Source organism: Streptomyces sp. NPDC047706 (assembly GCF_043204795.1).
Taxonomy (GTDB): Bacteria; Actinomycetota; Actinomycetes; order Streptomycetales; family Streptomycetaceae; genus Streptomyces.
On record NZ_JBIDCW010000035.1, the window covers coordinates 1 to 23,144 of the forward strand.

Annotated in this window: 16 protein-coding genes; 6 read left to right on the plus strand and 10 right to left on the minus strand. The window is 71.8% G+C overall.

Going from position 1 to position 23,144, the window contains the following annotated elements:
* Window positions 1-133: 133 nt before the first annotated feature.
* Window positions 134-1,081 (minus strand): methionyl-tRNA formyltransferase, encoded by a 948-nt coding sequence (locus ACGF8A_RS31095; protein WP_393113592.1) that lies wholly within the window; start codon window positions 1,079-1,081, stop codon window positions 134-136.
* Window positions 1,082-1,201: 120 nt separating this feature from the next.
* Between ACGF8A_RS31095 and ACGF8A_RS31100 the strand changes: the two genes are divergently transcribed.
* On the plus strand, window positions 1,202-2,545 hold the full coding sequence (locus tag ACGF8A_RS31100; RefSeq protein ID WP_393113594.1) for a lysine N(6)-hydroxylase/L-ornithine N(5)-oxygenase family protein: 1,344 nt from the start codon (window positions 1,202-1,204) through the stop codon (window positions 2,543-2,545).
* A gap of 82 nt (window positions 2,546-2,627) precedes the next feature.
* Here the strand turns inward: ACGF8A_RS31100 and ACGF8A_RS31105 are convergent, their stop codons facing one another.
* Genes ACGF8A_RS31105 through ACGF8A_RS31115 form a run of 3 tightly spaced genes read right to left on the minus strand, consistent with a single transcriptional unit; the run spans window position 2,628 to window position 6,539 of the window.
* Window positions 2,628-4,694 (minus strand): iron ABC transporter permease, encoded by a 2,067-nt coding sequence (locus ACGF8A_RS31105; RefSeq protein WP_393113595.1) that lies wholly within the window; start codon window positions 4,692-4,694, stop codon window positions 2,628-2,630.
* A 4-nt stretch (window positions 4,695-4,698) separates the two neighbouring features.
* The gene (locus ACGF8A_RS31110; RefSeq protein WP_393113596.1) at window positions 4,699-5,682 is read right to left on the minus strand and encodes an iron-siderophore ABC transporter substrate-binding protein; all 984 of its coding nucleotides are present in this window, start codon (window positions 5,680-5,682) and stop codon (window positions 4,699-4,701) included.
* Window positions 5,679-6,539, minus strand: coding sequence for an ABC transporter ATP-binding protein (locus ACGF8A_RS31115; RefSeq protein ID WP_393113597.1), 861 nt, complete (start codon window positions 6,537-6,539; stop codon window positions 5,679-5,681). The genes ACGF8A_RS31110 and ACGF8A_RS31115 overlap by 4 nt, the downstream gene beginning before the upstream one ends.
* 417 nt (window positions 6,540-6,956) lie before the next feature.
* On the opposite strand from ACGF8A_RS31115, the gene ACGF8A_RS31120 reads away from it, so the two are divergent.
* A complete protein-coding gene (locus ACGF8A_RS31120; protein ID WP_393113598.1) occupies window positions 6,957-7,694 on the plus strand; it encodes a hypothetical protein in 738 nt (245 codons plus the stop codon).
* 478 nt (window positions 7,695-8,172) lie between these two features.
* Here ACGF8A_RS31120 and ACGF8A_RS31125 read toward each other — a convergent pair whose 3' ends face one another.
* The 5 genes from ACGF8A_RS31125 to ACGF8A_RS31145 form a co-directional block, all read right to left on the minus strand.
* Entirely contained in the window at window positions 8,173-10,557 is a 2,385-nt protein-coding gene (locus tag ACGF8A_RS31125; RefSeq protein ID WP_393113599.1) for a phosphoketolase, read from the minus strand.
* 117 nt (window positions 10,558-10,674) lie between these two features.
* Window positions 10,675-12,300, minus strand: a complete 1,626-nt coding sequence (locus ACGF8A_RS31130; protein ID WP_393113600.1) for an alpha/beta hydrolase — start codon at window positions 12,298-12,300, stop codon at window positions 10,675-10,677.
* Window positions 12,301-12,705: 405 nt separating this feature from the next.
* Window positions 12,706-14,331: a sigma-70 family RNA polymerase sigma factor gene (locus ACGF8A_RS31135; protein WP_393113601.1), complete on the minus strand. Its 1,626-nt coding sequence runs from the start codon at window positions 14,329-14,331 to the stop codon at window positions 12,706-12,708.
* 210 nt (window positions 14,332-14,541) lie between these two features.
* A complete protein-coding gene (locus tag ACGF8A_RS31140; RefSeq protein ID WP_393113602.1) occupies window positions 14,542-16,086 on the minus strand; it encodes a DUF6777 domain-containing protein in 1,545 nt (514 codons plus the stop codon).
* 373 nt (window positions 16,087-16,459) lie between these two features.
* Window positions 16,460-17,044 (minus strand): hypothetical protein, encoded by a 585-nt coding sequence (locus tag ACGF8A_RS31145; protein WP_393113603.1) that lies wholly within the window; start codon window positions 17,042-17,044, stop codon window positions 16,460-16,462.
* A 389-nt stretch (window positions 17,045-17,433) separates the two neighbouring features.
* Between ACGF8A_RS31145 and ACGF8A_RS31150 the strand changes: the two genes are divergently transcribed.
* Window positions 17,434-19,866, plus strand: a complete 2,433-nt coding sequence (locus tag ACGF8A_RS31150; RefSeq protein ID WP_393113604.1) for a SpoIIE family protein phosphatase — start codon at window positions 17,434-17,436, stop codon at window positions 19,864-19,866.
* Window positions 19,867-20,114: 248 nt separating this feature from the next.
* Complete coding sequence (locus tag ACGF8A_RS31155) at window positions 20,115-20,345, plus strand: response regulator transcription factor (protein WP_393113605.1); 231 nt, start codon at window positions 20,115-20,117, stop codon at window positions 20,343-20,345.
* A gap of 57 nt (window positions 20,346-20,402) precedes the next feature.
* Here the strand turns inward: ACGF8A_RS31155 and ACGF8A_RS31160 are convergent, their stop codons facing one another.
* Window positions 20,403-21,416 carry a serine/threonine-protein kinase gene (locus tag ACGF8A_RS31160; protein ID WP_393113606.1) on the minus strand — a complete coding sequence of 338 codons (1,014 nt, stop codon included), beginning with the start codon at window positions 21,414-21,416 and terminating at the stop codon, window positions 20,403-20,405.
* Window positions 21,417-22,092: 676 nt separating this feature from the next.
* On the opposite strand from ACGF8A_RS31160, the gene ACGF8A_RS31165 reads away from it, so the two are divergent.
* Window positions 22,093-22,521, plus strand: a complete 429-nt coding sequence (locus tag ACGF8A_RS31165; protein WP_393113607.1) for a hypothetical protein — start codon at window positions 22,093-22,095, stop codon at window positions 22,519-22,521.
* Window positions 22,522-22,818: 297 nt separating this feature from the next.
* Window positions 22,819-23,097 carry an FmdB family zinc ribbon protein gene (locus tag ACGF8A_RS31170; RefSeq protein ID WP_393113608.1) on the plus strand — a complete coding sequence of 93 codons (279 nt, stop codon included), beginning with the start codon at window positions 22,819-22,821 and terminating at the stop codon, window positions 23,095-23,097.
* Window positions 23,098-23,144: the final 47 nt, after the last annotated feature.

The following is a 23,144-nucleotide window of genomic DNA, read 5'->3' on the forward strand; positions in this document are numbered from 1 at the left end:
CCGACGGCCAGCACCGCGGCGCCGCACCCCACGAGGACCCACCAGCCCGGCCGGGGGGGGGGGGGGGGGGGGGGGGGGGGGGGGGGGGGCGGCCCGCCCCCCCCCCCCCCCCCCCCCCCCCCCCGCTCGCCCCCTAGGGACGCGGCGTCAGAAATCCGCCCATGGTGCGGAAGTAGTCGGTGGCGGCGTACTCGGTGCCGTCCTCGGTGCGCACCCGCCTGACCACCAGACCGGGCAGCGCGCCGGACCGGGCCTCGGCGCCCGCGACGACGACCACTCCGTCGCCCTCACGGATGAAGATGCGTCCCGGCGTGCCTCCGTAGCGGCCCTCGGAGACGGCGGCCGAGACGATCCGGATCCGTTCGCCGCGGTGATGGGTGAAGGCGTTCGGATACGGGTCCGACTGGGCCCGTACGAACCGCTCCAGGTCCTCGGCGGGCCAGGTCCAGTCGATCCGGCTGTCCTCCGGGGACCGCTTGTGGAAGAAGCTGGAGCGGGAGCGGTCCTGCGGTGTCCACACCGCCTTGCCGGAGGCGATGAGGTCCAGGGCGTCGGTGACGAGGGGGCCGATCAGGTCGACCGTGCGGTGGAACAGGTCGGTGGCGGTGTCGGTGGGCCCGACCGGCACCGCGCGCTGCAGCAGGATGTCGCCCATGTCGAGCTCGGCGTCCATGCGGTGGGCGGTGACCCCGACCTGCTTCTCGCCGTTGATGAGCGCCCAGATCAGCGGTGAGAAGCCGGCGTAGGAGGGCAGCAGCGAGTCGTGGACGTTGAGCGTGCCGTGCGGCGGCAGTTCGAAGATCTCCGGGGGCAGCCAGGTACGCCAGTTGTTGGCCACGATGATGTCCGGTTCGGCCTCCTTGAGCGCGCGCAGGAGTTCGTCGTCGCCCGGCCGGTTGCGCAACAGCACCGGAACATCGTGCTGTTCGGCGAGGTCGGCGACCGAGTCGCTCCAGATCCTCTCGTACGCGTGGTCGCTCTTGGGGTGGGTGACGACGAGGACGACCTCGTGGTCGGAGGCGAGCAGAGCCCGCAGCGTCCGGTGCCCCCACGTCTGATAGCCGAACATGACGACCCGCATATAAGCCTCCTCAGGCATTGCTAGGTAAGGCTAACCTTATCTAGCATGTGCCTGCTTGGGGGAGGCCGTGCTCCAACTTTGGGAACACTGTGTCCCCCCTTCACGGGAGGCGATGAAGCGGTGACGACACTGCAGAGCGGGCCGGATCACGTCCACGACCTTCTGGGCATCGGCTTCGGACCGTCCAACCTCGCACTCGCGATCGCGCTCCAGGAGCACGGAGCGACATCGGGCGAAGGGGACGGGATCCGGGCGCTGTTCCTCGAGAAACAACCCCGGTTCGGCTGGCATCGCGGGATGCTCATCGACGACGCGACCATGCAGGTGTCCTTCCTCAAGGACCTGGTGACGATGCGCGACCCCACCAGTGACTTCAGTTTCCTGTGCTACCTGCGCGAACGCGGCAGGCTCGTCGACTTCCTCAACCAGAAGACCCTCTTCCCGCTGCGCATCGAGTTCCACGACTACTTCGCGTGGGCGGCGGACCGGGTCGCCTCTCTCGTCGCGTACTCCGCCGAGGTCGTCTCGGTACGGCCCGTCACGCGGGACGGCGAGGTCCGCTACTTCGACGTCACGAGCCGCGATCCGGCCGCCCCCGAACGGCTGACCGTCCGCCGGGCCCGCAGCGTCTGTGTGGCCACCGGCCTGGAGCCGCATCTGCCTCCCGGCGCCCTTCGATCCGAACGCATCTGGCACAACAGCGAGTTGCTGCCCCGCGTGGACCGGCTCGTCGCGTCGGCGACGCCCGTACGCCGTGCCGTCGTGCTCGGGGCAGGGCAGAGCGCCGCCGAGGCCGTTGACTACCTCCACCGCACCTTCCCCGACGCCGAGATCTGCTCCGTGTTCGCCAAGTACGGCTACACCCCCGCCGACGACAGCCCGCTCGCCAACCGGATCTTCGATCCCGAGGCGGTCGACCTGTACTACGGGGCGCCCCGCGAGGTGAAGCAGTCGCTGCTCGACTACCACCGCGGCACCAACTACTCCGTGGTCGACATGGAGTTGATCGAGGCGCTGTCCCGGACGATGTACCAGGAGAAGGTCCAGGGCAGGCAGCGGCTGCGGATGATGAACGTCTCCCGCATCCGTGAGGTCGAGGCCGGCGCGGACGACGTGAAGGTGACGGTGGAGTTCCTGCCCACCGGCGAACGTGAGGTCCTCGCCTCGGACCTGCTCGTCTACGCGACGGGCTACCAGCCGCAGGGAATTGGCGACAACCTGGGCGAACTCGCCAAGCTCTGCCTGCGCGACGAGGAGGACTCCCTCGAGGTGGGCCGGGACCACCGGGTGGTCACCCCCTCGAACGTCACCGCCGGCATCTACCTCCAGGGCGGCACCGAACACACCCACGGCCTCACCTCGACCCTGCTGTCCACCACCGCCGTACGGGCCGGGGAGATCCTGGCCTCCCTCCTGGCGCGGCACGGCACGGACACCATGAGGGCGGACCACGTGCCCGGCTAGTCCCGCACACGCACGGGCCGTGGTGTGCGGGACGGCAGCCGTCCCGCACACCACGGCCCGTCGGCGCCGGGCGGCCGTGACGCTACCGGCGGCTGCGCACGAGGAGATGGAGGAAGTACGGCGTACCGATCACCGCGGTCATCAGGCCGGCGCCGAGCTGGGCCGGTGCGATCACGGTTCTGCCGATCAGGTCCGCGGCGCAGACGAGGACGGCGCCGAGGAGCATCGCGACCGGCACCACCCGGACGTGCTGCCGGCCCACCAGGGCCCGGGCCGCGTGGGGTGCCACGAGGCCCACGAAGCCGATCGTGCCCGCGGCGGCCACCGCCGTGGCGCTCAGCAGGACGCTCAGGACGAGGAAGCCCAGGCGCCCCCGCGCCACGTCGAGCCCCAGCAACTTGGGCGTGTCCTCGTCGAGCGACACCAGGTCCAGCTCCGTACGCCGCAGCGCCGCGACGGCCGCGCCGACGGCGAGGACCGCCGCGAGCGGCGCGACGTCGGGCAGCGTCCGACCGTAGGTGGAACCCGACAGCCAGGTCAGCGCCTTCGTCGCGTTGAACGGGTCGGTGAGGATGATGAGCATGCTGATCAGGGCACTTGCCCCGGTGGCGACGCCGAACCCGACGAGGACGAGCCGGTTCTGCTGGAACCCGCCGCGCGCGGCGAGCCCGAAGACGAGGACGGAACTGACCGCGGCACCCGCGAAGGCCCCGCCGGCGACGCTCCACGACCCGGCCGCGGGCACGGTCGTCACCAGGAGCACGGCGCCGAGCGCCGCGCCGCCGGAGACTCCCAGGACACCCGGCTCGGCCAGCGGGTTGCGGGTCACGGACTGCACGAGTGTCCCGGCCAGGGCTAGTGCCGCGCCCGCGAGGAGCGCGGCGATGACCCGGGGCACCCGGGTGTCGAGCACGAAGCCGACGGTCCGCCCGGCGTTGCCCTGGGCCCAGTTGACCACGTCGCCCAGCAGCAGCTTGCTGTCGCCGAGCAGCACCGCGGCGATCGTCACCCCGGCGAGCACGGCCACCAGGACGGCGGTCGTGGTCAGGAAGACGGCCCGGCTCCGGATGCGCAACCGGTCGGGCGCGGAGGCGGCGGCGCCGTCCCGCGTCCGGGTGGCCATCACGATCAGGAACGCGGCGCCGACGAGGCTGGTGACGACACCGGTCGGTACGGCCACCGCCAGGTCCGCCGGTACGAGGGCGCGCAGCAGCACGTCCGAGCCGAGCACCAGCGCCGCACCGGCGAGGCCCGCGAGGGGCATGCCCGCGCGCGTGCGGGTGAACGCGCGGAACCTGCGGGCGAGGGGGCGGACGAGCGCGGGGGCGCACAACCCGACGAACCCGATGGGTCCGGCGAGTGTGACGGCGGCCGTGGAGAGCAGCGCCGTGAAGACGACGACGGTGATCCGGGTGGCGCGGACCCGGACGCCGAGGCCGCGTGCGGCGTCGTCGCCGAGCGCCAGGGCGTCGACGCGCCGGGCGACGAGCAGCAGCCCGATCAGGCCGGCGGCACCGATGGGTGCCGTCTGGAGCACACCGTCGAAGCCGTTCTGGGCGATGCTGCCCTGGTTCCACCGGTAGAGGCCCTCGGTCTGCTGCGGGAACAGCAGCAGCAGCCCCTCGGTGACGGCGGTGAGGCCGAGCATGAGGGCGCTGCCGGCCAGCACGAGCCGGACGGTTCCCGTGCCCGGGCCGGACAGCCCGAGGACCACGGCCGCGGCCGTGAGGCCGCCGGCGAACGCGACGCCGGTGGAGGCGAACAGGGGAAGCGAGACTCCCGTGACGGCGGCCACCCCGAGGGCCAGGTAGCTGCCCGCGTTGACGGCGAGCGTGTCGGGGGAGGCGAGCACGTTGCGGCTGACGGCCTGGAGGGCGGCGCCCGCCGTCCCCAGCAGGACCCCGACGACGAGCCCGGCGGTCATCCTGGGCAGCCGGGAGGCGACGACGACGGACGAGTCGCCCGGGTCGGCCCGGCCGGTGAGGGCCTTCCAGACCTCGGGCGCGCCGACGGCGGCGGTGCCCTGCGTGATGTCCACCAGCGCGAGGGCGGCGACCAGCAGGACCAGCGTGGCCGTCACCGCGGCGGCGCCGCTCCGGGACGGGGCCGGAGCCGGGCGGGTGGTGGGAGCGGTTGCGGTGACGGCCACGGTGTTACTTCGCCAGCGCCTCGACGACGGCGTCGACGTACTGCCCCATGGACTCGGGGCCGCCGAACATCCAGATGCCGTCGGGCAGCCGGTGCACGTCGCCCTTCTTCACGAACGGCAGCGAGGTCCACACCTTGTCCTTGGCGAGGGCGCCGGCGAACGGGGTGCTGTTCTTGTCACCCTCGCTGCCGATGTAGGCGAACTGCACATCGCCCAGCTCGGTGAGGCCCTCGACGTCGGTGGAGGCGAGCCCGTAGTCCTTGTCGCCCTCGATCTTCCAGGCGTTCTTCAGGCCGATCTTCTCGTTGACCGCGCCGATGAGGGAGCCGCTGGTGTACGGGCGGATCGAGACCTGGTTGGAGACGACGTAGCCGTCGGCGAAGGCGTAGCCGGCGCCCGCGAGTCCGGCGTCGGCGAGGGCCTTCCTGCCCTCGGCGAGCTTCGCCTCGAACTGCTCCTTGAGCTCGTCCGCCTTCTCGGTGGTGCCGGTGGCCTGGGCGATGAGGTCCAGGTTCTCGGTCATCCGCCCGATCGGGTCGGACGCGTCGGCGGAGCGGACCTCCAGGACGGGGGCGACCTCGCGCAGCTGCTTCACGGCCGCCGGCGGCAGGTCGGTGGTGGCGACGATGAGGTCCGGGGACAGCGAGGCGATGGTGTCCATGCTGGGCTCGCCGCGCGTGCCGATGTCCTTGGGCTCGTTCTTCAGCGCGACCGCGGTGTCCCAGGTCTTGTAGCCCTTGACGTCGGCGACGCCGACGGGGTCGACACCGAGCGATATCAGGTTCTCGACGACGTTCCACTCGGTTCCGACGACCTTCTCGGCCGGCCCGTCGAGTTCCACCTTCGCGCCGTTGGCGTCGGTGAGGGTGATGCGCTCGCCGGACTTCTTCTTCGCGGCGTCGTCGGCGGCGGGCTCGGTGGTCCCGCAGGCGGTCATGGTCAGGGCCGCGGCGGCGGTGACCGCCGCGGTCAGCAGGAGGCGTCTCATGAGGTGGTGCTGAGCCTTTCGCTTCGCGTGTGATGCCGGCCTATGGCGCGGGTGCGCAGCCGGCCGGTGAGGGGGTCGGTGTCGACCTCGATACGGATGCCGTACGTGTCGGTGAGCCGCTGCGCCGTCAGAACGTCCTCGGGCAGGCCGTCGGCGACGATCCGCCCCTCGTGGAGGAGCACGATCCGGTTGGCGACGGCCGCCGCCTGGTCCAGGTCGTGCAGGACGGCGCCGACCGCGATCCCGTGCTCGTCCGCCAGGTCGCGGACGAGGTCGAGGAGTTCGATCTGGTAGCGCAGGTCGAGGTAGGTGGTGGGCTCGTCGAGGAGCAGTACGCCCGTCTCCTGGGCCAGGCAGCCGGCGAGCCAGACGCGCTGGAGCTGGCCGCCGGAGAGGTGCTCGGCACCCCGGTCGGCGAGTTCGGCGACGCCGGTCAGGGTGAGCGCGCGCGCCACCGCGGCCCGGCCGTCCGGATCCCCTTTGCCCCAGCGGCCCCGGTAGGGATACCGGCCGAACTCGACGACGTCCCGCACGGTCAGCCCGCTCGGCGTGGGCCGTCCCTGCGTCAGCAGGGCGACGCGGCGTGAGAACTCCCGTGGGGTCAGTGCCAGTCCGTCGGTCTCGCCGTCGATGACGAGCTCGGCGGTCCTCGGCCGCTGCAACCGCGCGAGGGTGCGCAGCAGCGTCGACTTGCCGCTGCCGTTGGGCCCCACGAGCACGGTCACCTCACCCGGTCGCAGCCTCAGGGCAGCGCCGTGCACGACGTCGACACCGTCGTAGGCCACGGTGACATCCGTGGCCGACAGCTCATGACCGCGTGGACTCACGGCCCCGGGGGTCTCTTCAGCAGCTCGCACGTTGCGAAGGTTAGCCTAACCTAAGCGTGGATTGAACCCCGGGGTGGCAGTACGCAAGAGGAAGACGCGCCAATCTGTGCAGCGTCCTGATCCACCCCCACCAGGCAACCCTTGCCGCCGCCGAGCGGCGCACCGCCGGCCCATCTGGTCCGCATCAGCGGCGGCGGTCACCGCGGACGTCCATGCCGCCCCACTGCCCCGGAGCGGGCCGGCCCCGGGTCCTGCGAGCGCCTCGGCTCCCGAGCCTCAGGGGACCGGTGAGCAACGGCCCGTCGCCGCCCTCGCTGTGTCGGACGGACAGGCCCGTCCCCGTCCATCGACGGCTGCACCAGGAACAACGGCAAGAACCCGCGCATCATCGGCGGTCACGGGGCGGAAGAGGCCGGCCGGCCGTGAGAGTCGGTGAGACTGGGCGGTGTGAACGACTACCGCCCGGTCGACCGGGACCCCGCTCCGGAGCAGTACGGACGCCTGCGCGTGCGGACCGCCGACCTCACCCCGGCCCGCTGGCTCACCGGCCGCACCGCCGGGTTCGGTGAGCCCGGCGGCCTCGGTACGGTGTCCGGGGTGACAGGGCCCGGATGCCCCGGCCACGTACGGGTACTGCATCCGGCGGCCCTGGCCGAGCGGCCGGTGCGCTGGGCGACGGTGGCCGCCGCGTACGGGCGTACGGTGACGCCGACCGCCCGCTGGCACGAGCTGGTCGGGATGGACGACATGCACCACAACGCCTCCGAGCACGGCCTGCCCGGCGTCTGGGACGAACACCCGGCGGGAGGACCGACGCCGCCGCCCGTCGCCAAGGCCCTGATCCCGGTCCTGGCACGGCACACCCTGACCCCGGAACACTGCTGGTTCGGCCTCTGGAACGGCTACGGGCGCTGGGACTTCGACCGGTTCCCCGTCTTCGGGACCCCCGGCCGGGACGAGGTGCTGCTGTCCGGCACGCTCGCCGAAGCCGTCTCCCCCACCGCACTGGACGAGTTCGCCGAGCTGCCCGACCTGTGGTGGCCGCAGGACCGCGCCTGGTGCGTCGGCGGTGACGTGGACCTGGTGAGCACCTATGTCGGCGGATCCCCGCAGCTGATCGCCGAGTTGCTCGCCGACACCGGCCTGGAGGCACACCCCGTCGCAGCGGGCGACACGGTCGGCTGACCCGAGCGCCGGGAGGCAACCGGCGCCCGCGGCCGATCCGGCCGTGGCCGTTCCCGCGGCCCCCGCCGGCGGCCTCCGTCCGAGCCGGACGAGGGAACGCCCCGCAACCTGGGCGCCTCGCCCGGTGCTTGGTCCGACCGCTCCGGTCCCTGTCCCGGAACCGAGGCTGCCAGGGCCCCGGTTGGGGTTGGGCCCGCCGATCACGGGGAAGGGTCCGGCGTAACCGGTGATCGGGTCGCTCGTCCAGAGCCGGCCGCCGGCCGAGGACACGGTTCGTTCGCGTACCCGCGCAGGGCGCATCGGCTACACCCGAGGAGGCGACGGTCATGAAGCGGATCCGGGAGGAAAAGCGTCCACGGCCGCCACGGCGCCCGGCGGGTCTCGACCTGCGGACGCCCTCGGGACGCCCACTGCCCTACTGACGACTTGGCCGGGCCCGCGGAACAGGCCGGCGCCGGTTCCGCGGCCCGGGGCCGGGTCAGCCTTCCCAGGACCAGTCCGCCACATCGGGCAGGTCGGTGCCGTGCGCGCGGATCCAGTCGTGATGGCGCAGTCGGGCGTCCTCCATGCGCTGGCGTACGGCGGCGGCACGCACCGCGAGGCCGGGCACCCGGTCGATGACATCCATCACCAGGCGGTAGCGGTCGAGGTCGTTGCGGACCACCATGTCGAACGGCGTGGTCGTGGTGCCGATCTCCTTGTAGCCCCGCACGTGCATGTTCTTGTGACCGGTGCGCCGGTAGGCCAGGCGGTGGATCAGCCACGGATAACCGTGGTACGCGAAGAGGACCGGCTTGTCGGCGGTGAACAGGCCGTCGAACTCGAAGTCACTCATTCCGTGCGGGTGTTCCTCGCTCGGCAGCAGGCGGGCGATGTCGACGACGTTGACGACGCGTACGGCGAGCCGGGGCAGATGGTGCCGCAGGAGCTGGGCGGCGGCCAGCACCTCCTGGGTCGGGACGTCGCCGGCGCAGGCCAGGACGACGTCCGGCTCCTGAGTGTCGTCCTCGGTGCCGGCCCAGTCCCAGACGCCCGCGCCCCGGGCGCAGTGCACCCGGGCCTGCTCCATGGAGAGCCAGTCGAAACAGGGCTGCTTGCCCGCGACGACCACGTTCACGTAGTCACGGCTGCGCAGCACGTGGTCGGCCACACAGAGCAGGGTGTTGGCGTCCGGCGGCAGGTAGACCCGCACGGCCTCGGGGCTCTTGTTGAGGATGTGGTCGACGAAGCCGGGGTCCTGGTGGGAGAAGCCGTTGTGGTCCTGCCGCCACACATGGGACGTCAGAAGGTAGTTGAGGGAGGCGATGGGCGCGCGCCAGGGCAGTCGGCGGGTCACGCGCAACCACTTGATGTGCTGGTTGACCATCGAGTCGACGATGTGCGCGAAGGCCTCGTAGGAGGAGAACAGACCGTGCCGGCCGGTCAGCAGATAGCCCTCCAGCCAGCCCTGGCAGGTGTGTTCCGAAAGTATCTCCATCACCCGGCCGTGCCGGTCGAGGTGTTCGTCCACCTCCAGGGTCCCGGCCTGCCATGCCTTCCCGCTCGCGGCGTAGACGGCGTCCAGCCGGTTCGAGGCGGTCTCGTCGGGCCCCACGAGGCGGAAGTCGCGGCGGGCTGCGGTCTCCCGCATGACGTGTTCGAGCAACGTGCCCAGCACGCGGGTGGGTTCGTGGACGCTCACGCCGGGCTTGTCGACCGGGACGGCGTAGCGCTCCAGCGGCGGCAGCGGCAGTTCGCGCAGCAGCAGTCCGCCGTTGGCGTGCGGGGTCGCACCCAGCCTGCGCGGGCCCGCCGGGACGCAGCCGAGGACGCGCGGCCGCGGGCTGCCCCGCTCGTCGAACAGTTCCTCGGGCCGGTACGAACGCAGCCAGGCCTCCAGCGCGCGCAGGTGCTCGGGGTTGTCGCGCACTGCGGCCAGCGGGACCTGGTGGGAGCGCCAGGTGCCCTCCACCGGCAGGCCGTCGATCTCCGCCGGGCCGGTCCAGCCCTTCGGTGTGCGCAGCACGATCACCGGCCAGCGGGGGCGCTCGGTGGCGCCGTCCTCCCGGGCGGCGCGCTGGAGTTCGCAGATGCGGTCGAGCGCGGCGTCCATGGCTTTCGCCATGGCCCGGTGCACGGAGGCCGGGTCGTCGCCGGTGACGTGGAGGGGGTCGTGACCGTAGCCCCGGAGCAGCTCGTCGAGTTCGGGTTCGGGGAGCCGCGCGAGCACCGCAGGGTTGGCGATCTTGTAGCCGTTGAGGTGGAGGATCGGCAGGACGGCTCCGTCGTGGACGGGGTCGAGGAACTTGTTGGAGTGCCAGGACGCCGCCAGCGGCCCGGTCTCCGCCTCGCCGTCACCGATGACGCAGGCCACCAGCAGGCCCGGGTTGTCCAGGGCCGCGCCGTAGGCGTGGGACAGGGAGTATCCCAGTTCACCGCCCTCGTGGATGGAGCCCGGGGTCTCGGGGGCGACATGGCTGGGCACGCCGCCCGGGAACGAGAACTGCCGGAACAGCCGCTCCATCCCCGCCCCGTCCTGTGTGACGTCGGGGTACGTCTCGGTGTACGAGCCTTCCAGCCAGCTGTTCGCGAGGACGGCGGGCCCGCCGTGCCCGGGTCCCCAGACGCACAGGGCGTCCAGCCCACGGGACTTGATCACGCGGTTGAGGTGGGTGTGCACCAGGTTCAGGCCCGGTGAGGTGCCCCAGTGGCCGAGGAGACGGGGTTTGACGTGCTCCGCCCGCAGGGGCTCGGTGAGCAGGGGGTTGGCCATGAGGTAGATCTGGCCGACGGACAGGTAGTTCGCGGCGCGCCAGTGGGCGTCCAGTGTCCGGAGTTCCTCGTCGGTGAGGCCGTCGGGCGTCGGTCGGGTATCGGCGGACATGATGGTTCCTTCCCGTTCGGGCGGAGGCGGACGGTTCAGGCGGGTGCTCTCCCACACTCCGCCCGGCGACGGGTACCCCGACAGGGCCGGTCGGGCCGTCCTGGAATGCCGCAGGCCCTAGGGACGGCTGGTGAGGATGTTGGCCGTGCCGCCCTCTCCGGCGGAGACGGCGCCCTTCGGCACGTCCGAGGAGAAGGGCGGCCTGTCCTGGCGGCACTTCGAGCCCGCCGGCGGCAGCGTGCCGTCGATGAGGTAGCGGCTCTCGTGTGCCTGCACGCAGCTGCTGGGGTTGAGGAGGGCGGTGTGCCCGTATCCCTCGTGGGTGAGCAGGCGGGCGTCGGCCAGTTCCCTGGCCATGGCCTGCGAGCCCGAGTAGGGGGTCGCGGGGTCGTGGGTGGTGCCGACGACCAGGACGGGGTGGGCCGTCCGCTTGTTCCACGGGCCGCGGTAGGTGTCCTGCGCGACGGCCGGCCAGGTGGCACAGCCCACGGTGGCCCAGGTCCAGTAGCGTCCGGCGTCTCCCGCGCGGGCGGCACTTGCCTCCTCCATGGCCGGATAGGCCCCGGGGTCACGTGGGTTGGGGCTGTCGCCGCACACGACCGCGACGGGCTGCTCCTCGCCCAGGTACGGACTGGGGTCCGGCACGGGGGGTGCGGGCGGGAGCGCCGACGGCTGCGGGGCGCGGCCCTGCCAGAGGTCCTGCAGCCTGCCGCCCAGGTCCGCCCACCCTGGCAGCACGGAGTAGAGGCCGCCGATGACGTCACCGACCGTCGGGCCGTAGGACCAGGCGCCCACGGGGTCCGTCCGCAGCCGCCGCAGCAACTGGTCGAACTTGTCCCTGGTCGCCTCGGGGCTTCCGGCGGAGAAGGGGCAGCGGACGGTGGTGGCGGCCCCGCACAGACGCAGGAACTCGTCCAGGACCGCGGCCGCACCGCGGTCCGAGCCCAGCCGCAGCATGGTGGTGAGCCGGGCGGCGTCGGAGGCGTCGTTCGTCCAGGCCCGCGGGTCCCAGTTGCTGTCCAGCACCATGGCGCGGACCTGCTCGGGGAAGAGGTTGGCGTAGGTGGCGCCCAGGTACGTGCCGTAGGAGATGCCGAGGTAGGTGAGTTGCGGGTCGCCCACCGCCTGGCGGAGCAGTTCGAGGTCGCGGGCGGTGTCGGTGGTCGACACATGGCGCAGCAGCTGCGGGTCACGTTGCTGACAGCGCCTGCCGAGGTCCTGGTACGCGGCGATCCAGGCCGCGCGCTCCTTCTCGCCCACGGGCACGCCGGCCGTCTTGCTCCGCGCCCACGCCTGGGCCTGCGGGGAGCCGGCGAAGCAGTTCACCGCGGTGCTGCTGCCGATGCCCCGTGGGTCCCAGCTGACGATGTCGAACCGCTCCCGCACCTCGCGCGGGAAGAGCTCGTAGTTCTGGGGCATCTGCACGGTTCCGGGTCCGCCGGGGCCGCCCGGGTTGAAGAAGAGGGTGCCGATGCGCCGTCCCGGTCCGGTCGCCTTCCGCTTGATCACCGCCAGGTCGATGGAGCGTCCGCCGGGGTCGCCGTGGTCCAGCGGCACCTTCGCGGTCGCGCAGTCGAATGGGCTGCCCTTGACGCAGGGGCTCCAGTCCAGCTTCAGGGCCGGCGCCGGGGGGCCGTCGGCGGTGGCGAGGCCCGGTCCGGCCAGTGCGGCGGCACAGGTGACGACTGCGGCGACGGCGGCGGCGCAGGCCCGGCGACGGCCCGGCGGTGCGGATATGTGCATGCCTTGTCCATTCACGGCTGGGCGCCCGACGCCACCCATGCGCTGGGCGCCGGCACGCGTACGCCTCAACACCACCGTGGCCCGGTACGGCGTGCGAGCCGGGCGCGTCCGAATGGCCGAGCCGCCGCCCCAGGTGTCACCCCCGGCCCGTGGACCTCACTCCGCCGGCACTGTGCCGGGCAGGCCGAGGGCGGCGGCGACGTGGCGCCAGATGGAGCCGAGCGCGCCGTCCAGGGTGACCGTCGGGTCGCGCAGCATGTGTCGGAGATGCCGCACGGCGGCGTACGCCACTCCGGCTACGGCAGCGACCTCTCCCTGACCGGGCTGCTCGACTACACCCAGGTCAAGCACGTCATGCTGTGACGGGAGCGGCGCGGGCGCGGGTGCCGCGGACGCCGGTGTCCGTCACTGCCTGGCACCGAAGTTCTGGGTCCACCACGGTCCGCCCGAGCCGTTGTGGATGCCCACGCCGATGTCCTTGAACGCGCAGTTGAGGATGTTCGCCCGGTGACCGGGGCTGTTCATCCAGGAGTTCATCACGGCCTCCGGCGTCTGCTGGCCCCTGGCGATGTTCTCGCCGTACGTGGACCAGTTGTAGCCCGCGGCGGTGGTGCGCTGCCCGGGGTCGGCGCCGTCCGGGTTGGTGTGGTCGAAGAAGCCACGGGCGGCCATGTCCTGTGAGTGACCCTGCGCCGCCTGGTTCAGCTGCCCGTCCTCGGCGAGCGGACCGCAACCGGCCGCCGACCTCTCCTTGTTCACCAGCGCGACCACCTGCGCGACGGCCCCCGTGGGTGCCGGCTGCGTCTGCGGGGCGCTGGGAGCGCTGCGGGTCGGCTCGGCGGGAGGCCGGGGAGCAGGCACGGTCTTCTTGGTGGGGCTCGGGCTCTTGGAGGGGCGGGCCTTCTTCGACGGCGACGCGGACGGTGACGGAGAACTGGAGGCCGACGGGGAGGTCTCGGCGGCACGGGAGGTCGAGGGGGCGGCGGACGGGACGGCGGCGGCACGCTCGACGGAGGCCTCCTCGGGCCCTGTTCCGGAGTCCGGGCCGAGGTACCACAGACCGCCACCCGTCACGCAGGCCGCCGCCACGGCGACTCCGGCGGCCCGGCGGCGGACGCGCCGGCGCCGGCGGGCCTCACCGCGGGAGACCCCGCGGCCCGGCCCGGTGCCGGGGCCAGATCCACGCCGGCCGCCGGACGGGTCCAGCCGGGACGCCGAGCCGGCCGTTTCCATTCCGCCGGAGGCGGAGAGCACCTTCTCCAGCAACGCGGGCGCCGCGGCGACCAGCGCCAGGCCGGCCAGCAGCCCCTCCGCGGGCATCAGCCCGCTCCACAAACCGGAGCAGCGTGCGCAGCCGCGGGCGTGCCGGGCTATTCGCTTGCGCCAGAGCGCCGAAGGACGGCCGTCCCAGGAGGCCAGCAGCCCGCTCAGTTCCTCGCATCGCGGACGCGCGTCGAGGGCCCGCACGACCACCCGGGCAGCCTCCAGCTGCGCCTTCATGCGCTGCACCCGGACCGCAGTGTGCTGAGGCGACAGCTCCAGAGCCGCCACGACCTCGGACCGGGTCAGCTCACCGGCGCACTCCAGCCACCACAGCGACAACAGCCCCCGGTCGTCGGGCTCCAGCCAGCGGGTCGCGCGTGCGGTCTCCTGGCGTTGCCCGGACAACTGGAGCTGGACCATGGTCAGATCGACGAAGTCGGCGCCCGGGTCGGCGACGTCCTGGGCCTCGTCGACGGCTCCCGGCGCCGACTGACGGTCGTGCCAGTGCGCCCGGACCTGATTCATCGCGATGGCCACCAGCCAGGAGCGGAAGTTCTCGGGAGCGCGCAGGGAGTCCAGCGAGTCGAGCGCTCGGAGCATGGTGTCCTGCACGACGTCGTCGACATCGACCGAGCCGTTCAGAGCCCGGCCCACGACGTTGTAGACCAGCGGCAGGTACGCGCTGACCAGCGCGTCCTGAGCCTGCGGGTCGCCGTCGGCGGCAGCGGTCACCAGTGCAGCCGACTCCCTCGTGCGCTCTGTACTCATCAACAGTCTTCCTGTCCTCGACGCCGAACGATCCTGTCCGATACATGGGAGATCGCTCGGAGGCCCCGGGATAACAGTTCTTCGGACACGTGTTCCGCGAGAGCCTTCACGGGACCTGCATGGCGGCGCAATGGGCGCCGTCACATCGGGGAGAGGAACGTAGCGCAGGGGGTGCGCAGAGGCGGCGCAGGATCCGCCCGGATAGGCAGTTCAGGACTGGTTGCCGTCGTCGGGGCCGGGCTGCTGCTGTTGCTGGTTCCCGTCATCGGGGCCAGGCTGCTGCTGTTGCTGGTCGCCGTCATCGGGGCCAGGCTGCTGCTGTTGCTGGTTCCCGTCATCGGGGCCAGGCTGCTGCTGGTTCCCGTCATCAGGGCCGGGCTGCTGCTGTTGCTGGTCGCCGTCATCGGGGCCGGGCTGCTGCTGTTGCTGGTTCCCGTCATCGGGGCCAGGCTGCTGCTGGTTCCCGTCATCAGGGCCGGGCTGCTGCTGTTCTTCACCTGGCTTCTCCCCGGGCCCTTCCTGGTTCGGCTTCTCCTCGTTCGGCTTCTCCTCGTTCGGCTTTTCCTCGTTCGGCTTTTCCTCGTGCTTGTCCTCCTTCGGCTTGTGCTCGGGCTTCTCCTGCTCCGGCTTCTGCTCGGGCTTGTCCGGCTTGGTGCCAGGGTCGTCAGGCTTGTACTCGGGCTTGTCCTCCTTCGGCTTGTGCTCGGGCTTGTCCTCCTTCGGCTTGTGCTCGGGCTTGTCCTCCTTCGGCTTGTGCTCGGGCTTGTCCTCCTTCGGCTTCTGCTCAGGCTTGTCCTCCTTCGGCTTGTGCTCGGGCTCTTCCCCCTTCGGCTTGTCCTCCTTCGGCTTCTGCTCGGGCTTGTCCGGCTTGGTGCCAGGGTCGTCAGGCTTGTACTCAGGCTGCTCCTGCTCCTGCTCCTGCTCCTGCTTGGGGTCCTCGTCGGGCCTGTGCTCGGAGTCCTGACCCGGCTCGTCCGGCGGCTCCTTCGCGGGGGGTTCCTTCGGCGGCAGCGGCCAGTGCCGGGCCGGGGCAGTGGTCTTCTCGTCGGCGTCGCCGTGGTCACCCGAGTCGCGGCGGACCCAACTCCGGTCCTGCGTATCGAAGATGACGAATTCCTTGATCGCAGTGGCTGAGCGCTTGACGACCACCACGTCCTGCGGCCGGAACCCTGACCAAGGGGTCCCCTTCTGCTGAGGCGTCCCCTGATGGGCGACCGCGGGGGTCAGAGGATTGCCGCAGGCACACCGCACCTTCGGCTCACCGTGACCATCGACGAGGACGGCCGTACCGGCCTGGAGCACGGCCTGGTAGTCGGTGGGAGCACCGTCGCGATAGCCGTGGTTGGTGACGCGGGTGTCGGAACGAAGCAGTACGGGCGTCAGTGCACGCAGGTAGCCGGCGACCGCGGACTCCCGGAGAGCCAGAACCGAGGCGAACGCCTTGTTCTTGGAACTGTCGGCGGTCAGATGACGCACCTGTTTCTCCACGTCGCAACTGGCGGTGTTGAGGCTGCCGCCGTACAGGCCGGGTTCGGATCCCGTCACACTGCGAAGGGCGTTCTTCTTGCCCGCGGGTGTGTCGGGCGCGGCCGAAGGCAACGACGAGGTCGACTTCGCCGTCGACGGGGTGTACGGATCCGGACCGGTGGAGCTCGTGGGCTGGAGGATGACTTCGCCGGCCTCGGCCGGTTCGCTGGCGGGGCGGGTGAAGACGACCGCGAGACCCACGGCGGCGGCCACGGCGGTGATCGCCATGATGCGCGGCACGGATCGTCGCCCGGGGCTGTTCCCTCCCCCGGGCCCCCGCCTCGGGTGGTCCGGGCCGCCTGGACGACCCGGCCCGCCCGGACCACTCGGGGGCCCGGGCGGGCCCTGACTTCCGGGCGGTGGAGGCGGCGGTGGATGTCCTGCCGATTCACTGGACGGGCGGCCGGCGAGAGGCCCGGAGGGTGGTCCTGTGGGATGTTCTGGCTGCGGTCCGGAACTCACGGTTCACCTCCACCGGGTGACGGAGTCGCGCAGATCAAGGACCTGGTCGATGATTCACGGCACGGCATGTGAATTTGTGCCATCGATCTCATTGTGCGCTTCGGCGCCATCGGGCCCAAGCTCAACCGTCCGACTGCCGTCAGGACTCTCCCGGCCAGTCCACGATCTGTGTCCGCTTCGGCACCTCGCCCGTGGTCCGCGAAGGCGCCGGTGTCGCCGGCGCCCGGTCACCGGACGGAGCGGACGAGACCGCGTAGGTGCCCGCCCCCGTGCCCTCGCAGTACACCCAGCGCTCCTGGTCGACGTCGTACAGCCACGCCGCCTCCCCGTCGATGACCAGCCCGGCCCGCAGCCCCTGCGTGCGCTCCCGGAAGGTCTCACCGTCCGCCCTCCCCGCCGCCAGATCGTCCACGGCCTGCCCGTAACGGAACAGCGAATCCTTCGCCCGGGCCAGCAACCGGCGGAGGTCGGCCGAGCGGGCGGGCTGCGCTCCGGCCATGGGCGGGGCCTGCGGTACGGGGACCAGCAGACGGCCGTCGACCCAGGCCGACCAGCCGTTGCAGCAGACGATGCGCCCCCAGTCGCCGCGCCGTTCAACGAGCTGGACGGGCAGCAGTGCGTCGAGCGGCACGGTCGGCCGGGACGCGTCGGGGGTCTCCCAGGCGGACAGGCCGTCGCTGGGGATGACGTGGGTCGGAAGGAAGTCGGCGTCGGGGGTGGCCATGTCTTGCGCTTCCGCTGCTTTCGCGTGATCACGGGGTTGCGGCACCTTCGGCTGCCGCCGGGCGGCGAACGGGGGGCCGCGGCAACCGCGCGATCCCGGGAGTCCCGGAATCACTCGGTCTGGAGCAGGAGTTCTGGCGGGATCGATCGGCTTCACAGAGCGCTCAGCCCTGGTCAGGAGTTTAGCTTTCCGCGCTTTTCGCCGCCCGGCATCCGACCCGTCCGGCGGCCCGACCCACACGACAGCCGATCCACCCCCGGCGGCGACCAGGCCGGCACTGCGTTGGTGCTCCCGGCCCCGCTAAATCATGCTTGTCAGTGGAGTCCCTTGCCGTGCGGGTCCTCACGGGGGCGACGGGAAGGGAACTAGCGAGGGCGAGATGAGCGGCGATGCAACGATTTCCCGTCTCTCCTGGTGAGCGGCCGGAGGAGCCGGACCCGAGGACCGAATCGGCGGACACGGCGACGGCCACCATCGACGAGCAGGGCATCGTGATCGGGTGGAGCGACAGTGCCCGTCGCCTGCTCGGTTACACGACTTCCGAGGTGCTCGGGCTGCCCGCCGCCCGTCTGCTCGCCGACGCCGTCGCGGACACGACACGGCCAGCCCCGTCCGGGCAGGAACGGTGGAGCGGCACCGTGTCCCTGCGGCACCGGGACGGCCACCGGCTGGACGTCGGTCTGCTCGCGCACCACTGGACGTCGACCGGCGAGAGCGCCAAGTGGCTCGTGGTGTCCCCCGTACCGGACAGGCCCCGCACGCCCTGGACCGAGCCCATGGAGGAGTGGGCGTTCACCCAGTCCCCCTACCTCATGGCGATCTTCGACACGGACCTGCGGCTGCTGCGGGCGAATGCCGGGATGGAGCGCGTGCTCTCCCTCTCGGAGGACACCATGCGCGGGCTGCGGCTGCCGGACATCGCGCCGGATCCCGTGAGTGCCGAGACCGAGCGCAGGATGCGCCTGGCGCTGGAGACCGGCGAGCCGCAGCAGGTGGGCGCCTTCGTACGCCACGCCGGCAGGGGCGGGGAACACGACTGGACGACCTCGCTGGCCCCGTTGCGGGACCCGGACGGCAAGGTCCGGGCCGTGTGCCTGTCCGCGCATGACGACACCGGTGTCGGCGGTGCCCGGCGCCGGATGCCCTTGCCCACGGAGGCCGACGCCCTGATCGGCACCGGCCTGAACAGCGCCCGCACCGCGCAGGAACTGTCCGACGTCGCCGTCCCACGGCTCGCCGATTTCGTGACCGTCGATCTGCTCGACCCTGCTCCTGGCGGAAGCGAGCCGGTACACGTCCCGGCGGCCGAGCCGGTCACCATGTGCCGGACCGCTGTGCGATCGGTGCTCGAAGGGAGCCCCGAGTCCCCGGTCCGGGTCGGCGGGTCGACCGTCTATCCCCCGCTCTCGCCGCCCGCCGAGTGCCTGGCCACGGGCCGCGGCGCCGTCTACGCGACGAACGATGCCGTGATCGCCCGATGGGTGGCCCAGGATCCCGGCGCCGCCTGGGTCCTCGGGCACGGGACCCACTCGCTCATGACGGTGCCGCTGCGTTCCGGCGGAAGCACCCTGGGCATGGCCGTCTTCGGCCGGCACCGGCGACCGGAGCCCTTCGGGCCGGAAGACCTGCGGCTGGCCGAGCAGCTCACGACGAGAGCGGCCGTGGGTATCCACAACGCGCGCCACCGCAGCCGGGAGCGCACCAACACCATGACCCTGCAGCGCAGTCTGCTGCCGCAGACGCTGCCGGTCCAGTCGGCACTCGAGATCGCCTCCCGCTATCTGCCCGCCGGCACCGAGTCCGGCGTGGGCGGTGACTGGTTCGACGTGATCCCGCTGTCCGGAGCGCGGGTGGCGCTGGTGGTGGGCGACGTCGTCGGCCACGGCATGCGCGCCGCCGCCACCATGGGCCGGCTGCGCACCGCGGTACGCACCTTGGCCGACGTCGACCTGCCGCCGGACGAGTTGCTCACCCACCTCGACGACCTGATCCTGCGCCTGTCCGCCGACGAGGCCGGCACGGAAGGCGCCGGGGACGCCGCCGGTGGTATCGGCACCACCTGCCTGTACGTGGTCTACGACCCGGTCTCCCGCCGTTGCACCATCGCCCGGGCCGGTCATCCTCCACCCGCCGTGGTCTCCCCCGACGGCTCCGTGTATCTGCTCGACGTCCCGGTGGGTCCGCCGCTGGGGCTGGGCGGCCTGCCCTTCGAGACGGTGGAGACCGAACTTCCCGAGGGCACCATCCTCGCCCTCTACACCGACGGTCTGCTCCAGACCCGCGAGCACGATGTCGACGACGCCCTGGACAGCATGTTCGCGGCGCTCGCCCGTCCCGCCGCGACGCTGGAGACGGTCTGCGACCGGGTCCTGACGGGACTGCTCACCCACCGCCCCGAGGACGACGTCGCCCTTCTCGTCGCCCGCACCCGGGTCCTCCACGACGACCGGGTCGCCCTCTGGGAGCTGCCACCCGATCCCTCCGTCGTCGCCCAGGCCCGTCGGCTCACCACCGACCAGCTGACGGTCTGGGGACTCGAGGAAGCCGGTTTCGTCACCGAACTCATGGTCAGCGAGCTGGTCACCAACGCCATCCGCTACGGCCGACCGCCCATCCAGCTGCGGCTGATTCATGAGAACAGCTCCCTGATCTGCGAAGTCTCCGATTCGAGCAGTACCGCCCCACACCTGCGGCGGGCCCGGACCTTCGACGAGGGCGGCCGCGGCCTGTTGCTGGTGGCCCAGCTCGCCCAGCGCTGGGGCACCCGGCACGCGCCGATCGGCAAGACCATCTGGGCCGAGCAGTCCCTCACCGGTCAGTGAGGACGCCGCTCGCCGAGCGAGACTCACGGCCCCCCTTCCGATCACGATCTGACACGCACCGAGACGTCCGCTGTGACGCGCGGCGAAACGTCCGCTGTGACACGCCTGTGACAGTCCACGGACGCTGTCATGAAGTCGCGAGGTCAGGCTTTTCCCTACGAGGAGAAAAGCGACATACCGGCATATGTCACCCGCTTCCGAGGTCGTGAGCAGGGATGGCCGAGCCAACCCATCGGAGTGAAGAACCCATGAGCCTCACCATCGCCGCGCCGCTCGCCGAAGCCCCCGCCCCCACGCTGGCCCCCCGCGAGCAGGAGACCCTGCGCCACATCGCCGCCGGGCGCACGTATCTCCAGACCGCCCGCCACATGGGACTTTCCAAGCACACCGTCGACGCCTACCTCCGCCGCATCCGGGCCAAGCTCGGCATCAGCAGCACGGCTGAACTGACGCGTCTGGCCATCTCCCTGGGGCTGTGACGCCCAGAGAGAACGCAGGCCGCCGCGGGCCCTCCCGGACGCAGGAGCCGGAGCGGTCTACGGCCACGCGGGCGGGCCCCGGAAGACCGGCCGGGCCCAGTGGGGAGGATCCGGCGGCGCCTCGGGGCGGCCCTGACTCTCCGGCGGCCGGGCGTCCTCGGAGGGCGATGCATGAACGCCCAGGCCGGCCCCGCTCCCGGTGGCGGCACGCAGCGCCGCGACGAACTCGAGGCAGGAGTCGTAGCGGTCCTCGGGAACCTTCGCCAGCGCCTTGGCCATGACATCGGCGGCGGCGGGCGCGATCCCGGGCCGCCGCTCGGTCAGCCGGGGCGGCTGGTCGTACTGGTGCGCCCACAGCAGCGCCACATCCTCCTCGCGCTGGAAGGGCGGCCCGCCGGCGAGGGCCTCGTAGACGACGCAGGCGAGGCTGTAGAGATCACACCTTCCGTCCACCGGCCTGCCGGAGATCTGTTCCGGCGCCATGTAGTCGAGCGTGCCGACGAACTCGCCCGCGGCGGTGAACCCGCTGAGCGACAGCGACTTCTTCGTCAGTCCGAAGTCGGTGAGGTAGATGTACTCGGGATGGTCGCTGTCGGTGCCCGCGGCGACCAGGATGTTGCCCGGCTTGACGTCCCGGTGCACCAGGTCGTGCTCATGGGCGGCGTCCAGTGCGGAGGCCACCTGGGCGGCGATACGCAGGGCCGCCGGGACGGGCAGCGGGCCTTCCCGGTCCAGCAGGGCCCGCAGATCCTGCCCGGCGACGTAGCGCATGGCGATGTACAGGACGCCGTCGGTCTCTCCGGCTTCGAAGACCGGCACGATGTGCGGGTGATCGATCGCCGCGGCCACCCGTGACTCGTGCGCGAAGCGGCGCCTGAAGGTGTCGTCGCGGGCACGCTCCGGGGCGATGAGTTTGAGCGCGACGGTGCGGTCCAGACGCAGATCCCTGGCACGGTAGACGACGGCCATGCCACCGCGGCCGATCACATTCTCGATCCGGTAGCCCGCGATCCGCTGCCCGGCCAGGCCGGAAGGCCGCCCCGCGGACAGGCCCATGTCATGCGCCGCCATGCCCGTCAGGCCCCCTCACCGGGCCGGCCCGGCGACGGATCCGCACTTCTGCGGTGCCCATGAGCGAAAGGTGCCGATCATGCCGCTCCGTCCCCGACTCTCCGGTGACCGGCCGACGTGACAGCTGCTCGTCCATACTTGCGATTCTATCCACCGGACTCTTTCCAGGCCCGGCCGCGGGACGGGGACGGCACCTGCCGGCCCAGGGCCCGTCCGGTCGCGATCGCCCCCTGATCGCGACGTCCCTCGCCCCGCCCCGGCTCGTCCCGGCGGCCAGGAGCGTCCGGTCCGAATCGCCTCATCCGGGAAGCAGGCGTCAGCAGTTGTGCAGATGGGCCCGGTGACAGCCCCGTCTTCCGCAGGAGCGCGTTCGCGGCGGCACCGGCCCCACTCCGCCACACCGCCGTCGCGCGCATTTTGATCGCGAAATAGCACCTTGTGAGGCATTTCACCAGCAAATGTCTGGACTGAGGCCTCTGGCAGATTTAGCTTCGCAGGAAAGAGCAGCCTTGCAGATGATTTCCGCGGCGCAGCGGACGGGCCGTACAAGAGAACGGAACGACCGCGACCCGCGGACGGCTTTCGTTCCCGGCACTTCAGGGCGCATGAGGAAGATGCGGCGTACTTCCGCGCCGGCATCACCAGAGGGGCCCACTCGGGTCCGGAAGGTGGACAAGTGAGCGAAGACGCCGTGTGGGTCAGGGGTGTGACCGGCATCCAGCTGCACCACGTCACTGATCTCCAGGACGCGCGACGGTTCCTGGGCAACGCCGTCATGGCACTGAGCGCCGCCCATGTCAGGACCGGGGACACCAGGTTCTCCGGTCTCGCCGACCAGCTCAAGGCGGTGGTCGCCGAGACGCGGGACCTGGAGGGTCAGGCCCGCGAGAGCATGCAGCACCTGCACTCCACGGATCCGGAGCGGTTCGTGCGCTGCCGGGAGGGCGAAGAGCCCTGGCCGGACGAGCTGCAGGCGGGCTTCGTGCCGCGCCACACCTGCCGGGACGAGTGCCTCTACCACGACCGCGACGTGCTGGACGCCATCATGCAGTGCACCTGCGGCCGGCCGCCGTGCCGCGCGTGCGCGATCGCGGGCGCGCCCTGACACACGCCGGGGACCTGTCCCGAACGCGCCGGTCCGAGGCCGTCGCCGCTCCTGCGGCGACGGCCTCGCCGGCTTCCACCTCGTACGCCAGACCGCCTGCCGCACCCTGGGGCACATGACGCCTGATGCCCGTATCCCCAGCTCAGGGCGGCCCGTTCGGGGGCCTCGGCGACTCGCCTTGACACGCCGTCGTGGCGGGCGTTGCCTGGTATGAGAGGTGGCTTCTCAAGGTTCACCCGGCTCGATCGGCTCCGCGGCCCGCCGTCACAAGGGCCCGGAAACGGGCGGAGACAGCTCATGGCGACGTACGAGTATTCCTGCGACAGCTGCGGTTCGTTCGACGTGAGGCGGCCCATCGGCACGGCGTCGGCCGAGGAAGTCTGCCCGCGGTGCTCGAGTGCGGCTCGTCGTGTGTACTCCCCACCCGCGACCACCTTCACGACACCCGCGGTCGCGGCCCTGCACGAGCGAGAGGAAAAGTCTCGGGAGAGCCCCGCGGTGGTCACGCGGGTGCCTGCCAAGGAGGCAGCGCCGAGGCCCGTTCATCCGGCCCACGCCCGGCTACCCCGCCCCTGACCGGGAAGTCGCGACCCGGCCGGTCGGCCCTTCCTGACAAAGGCGGG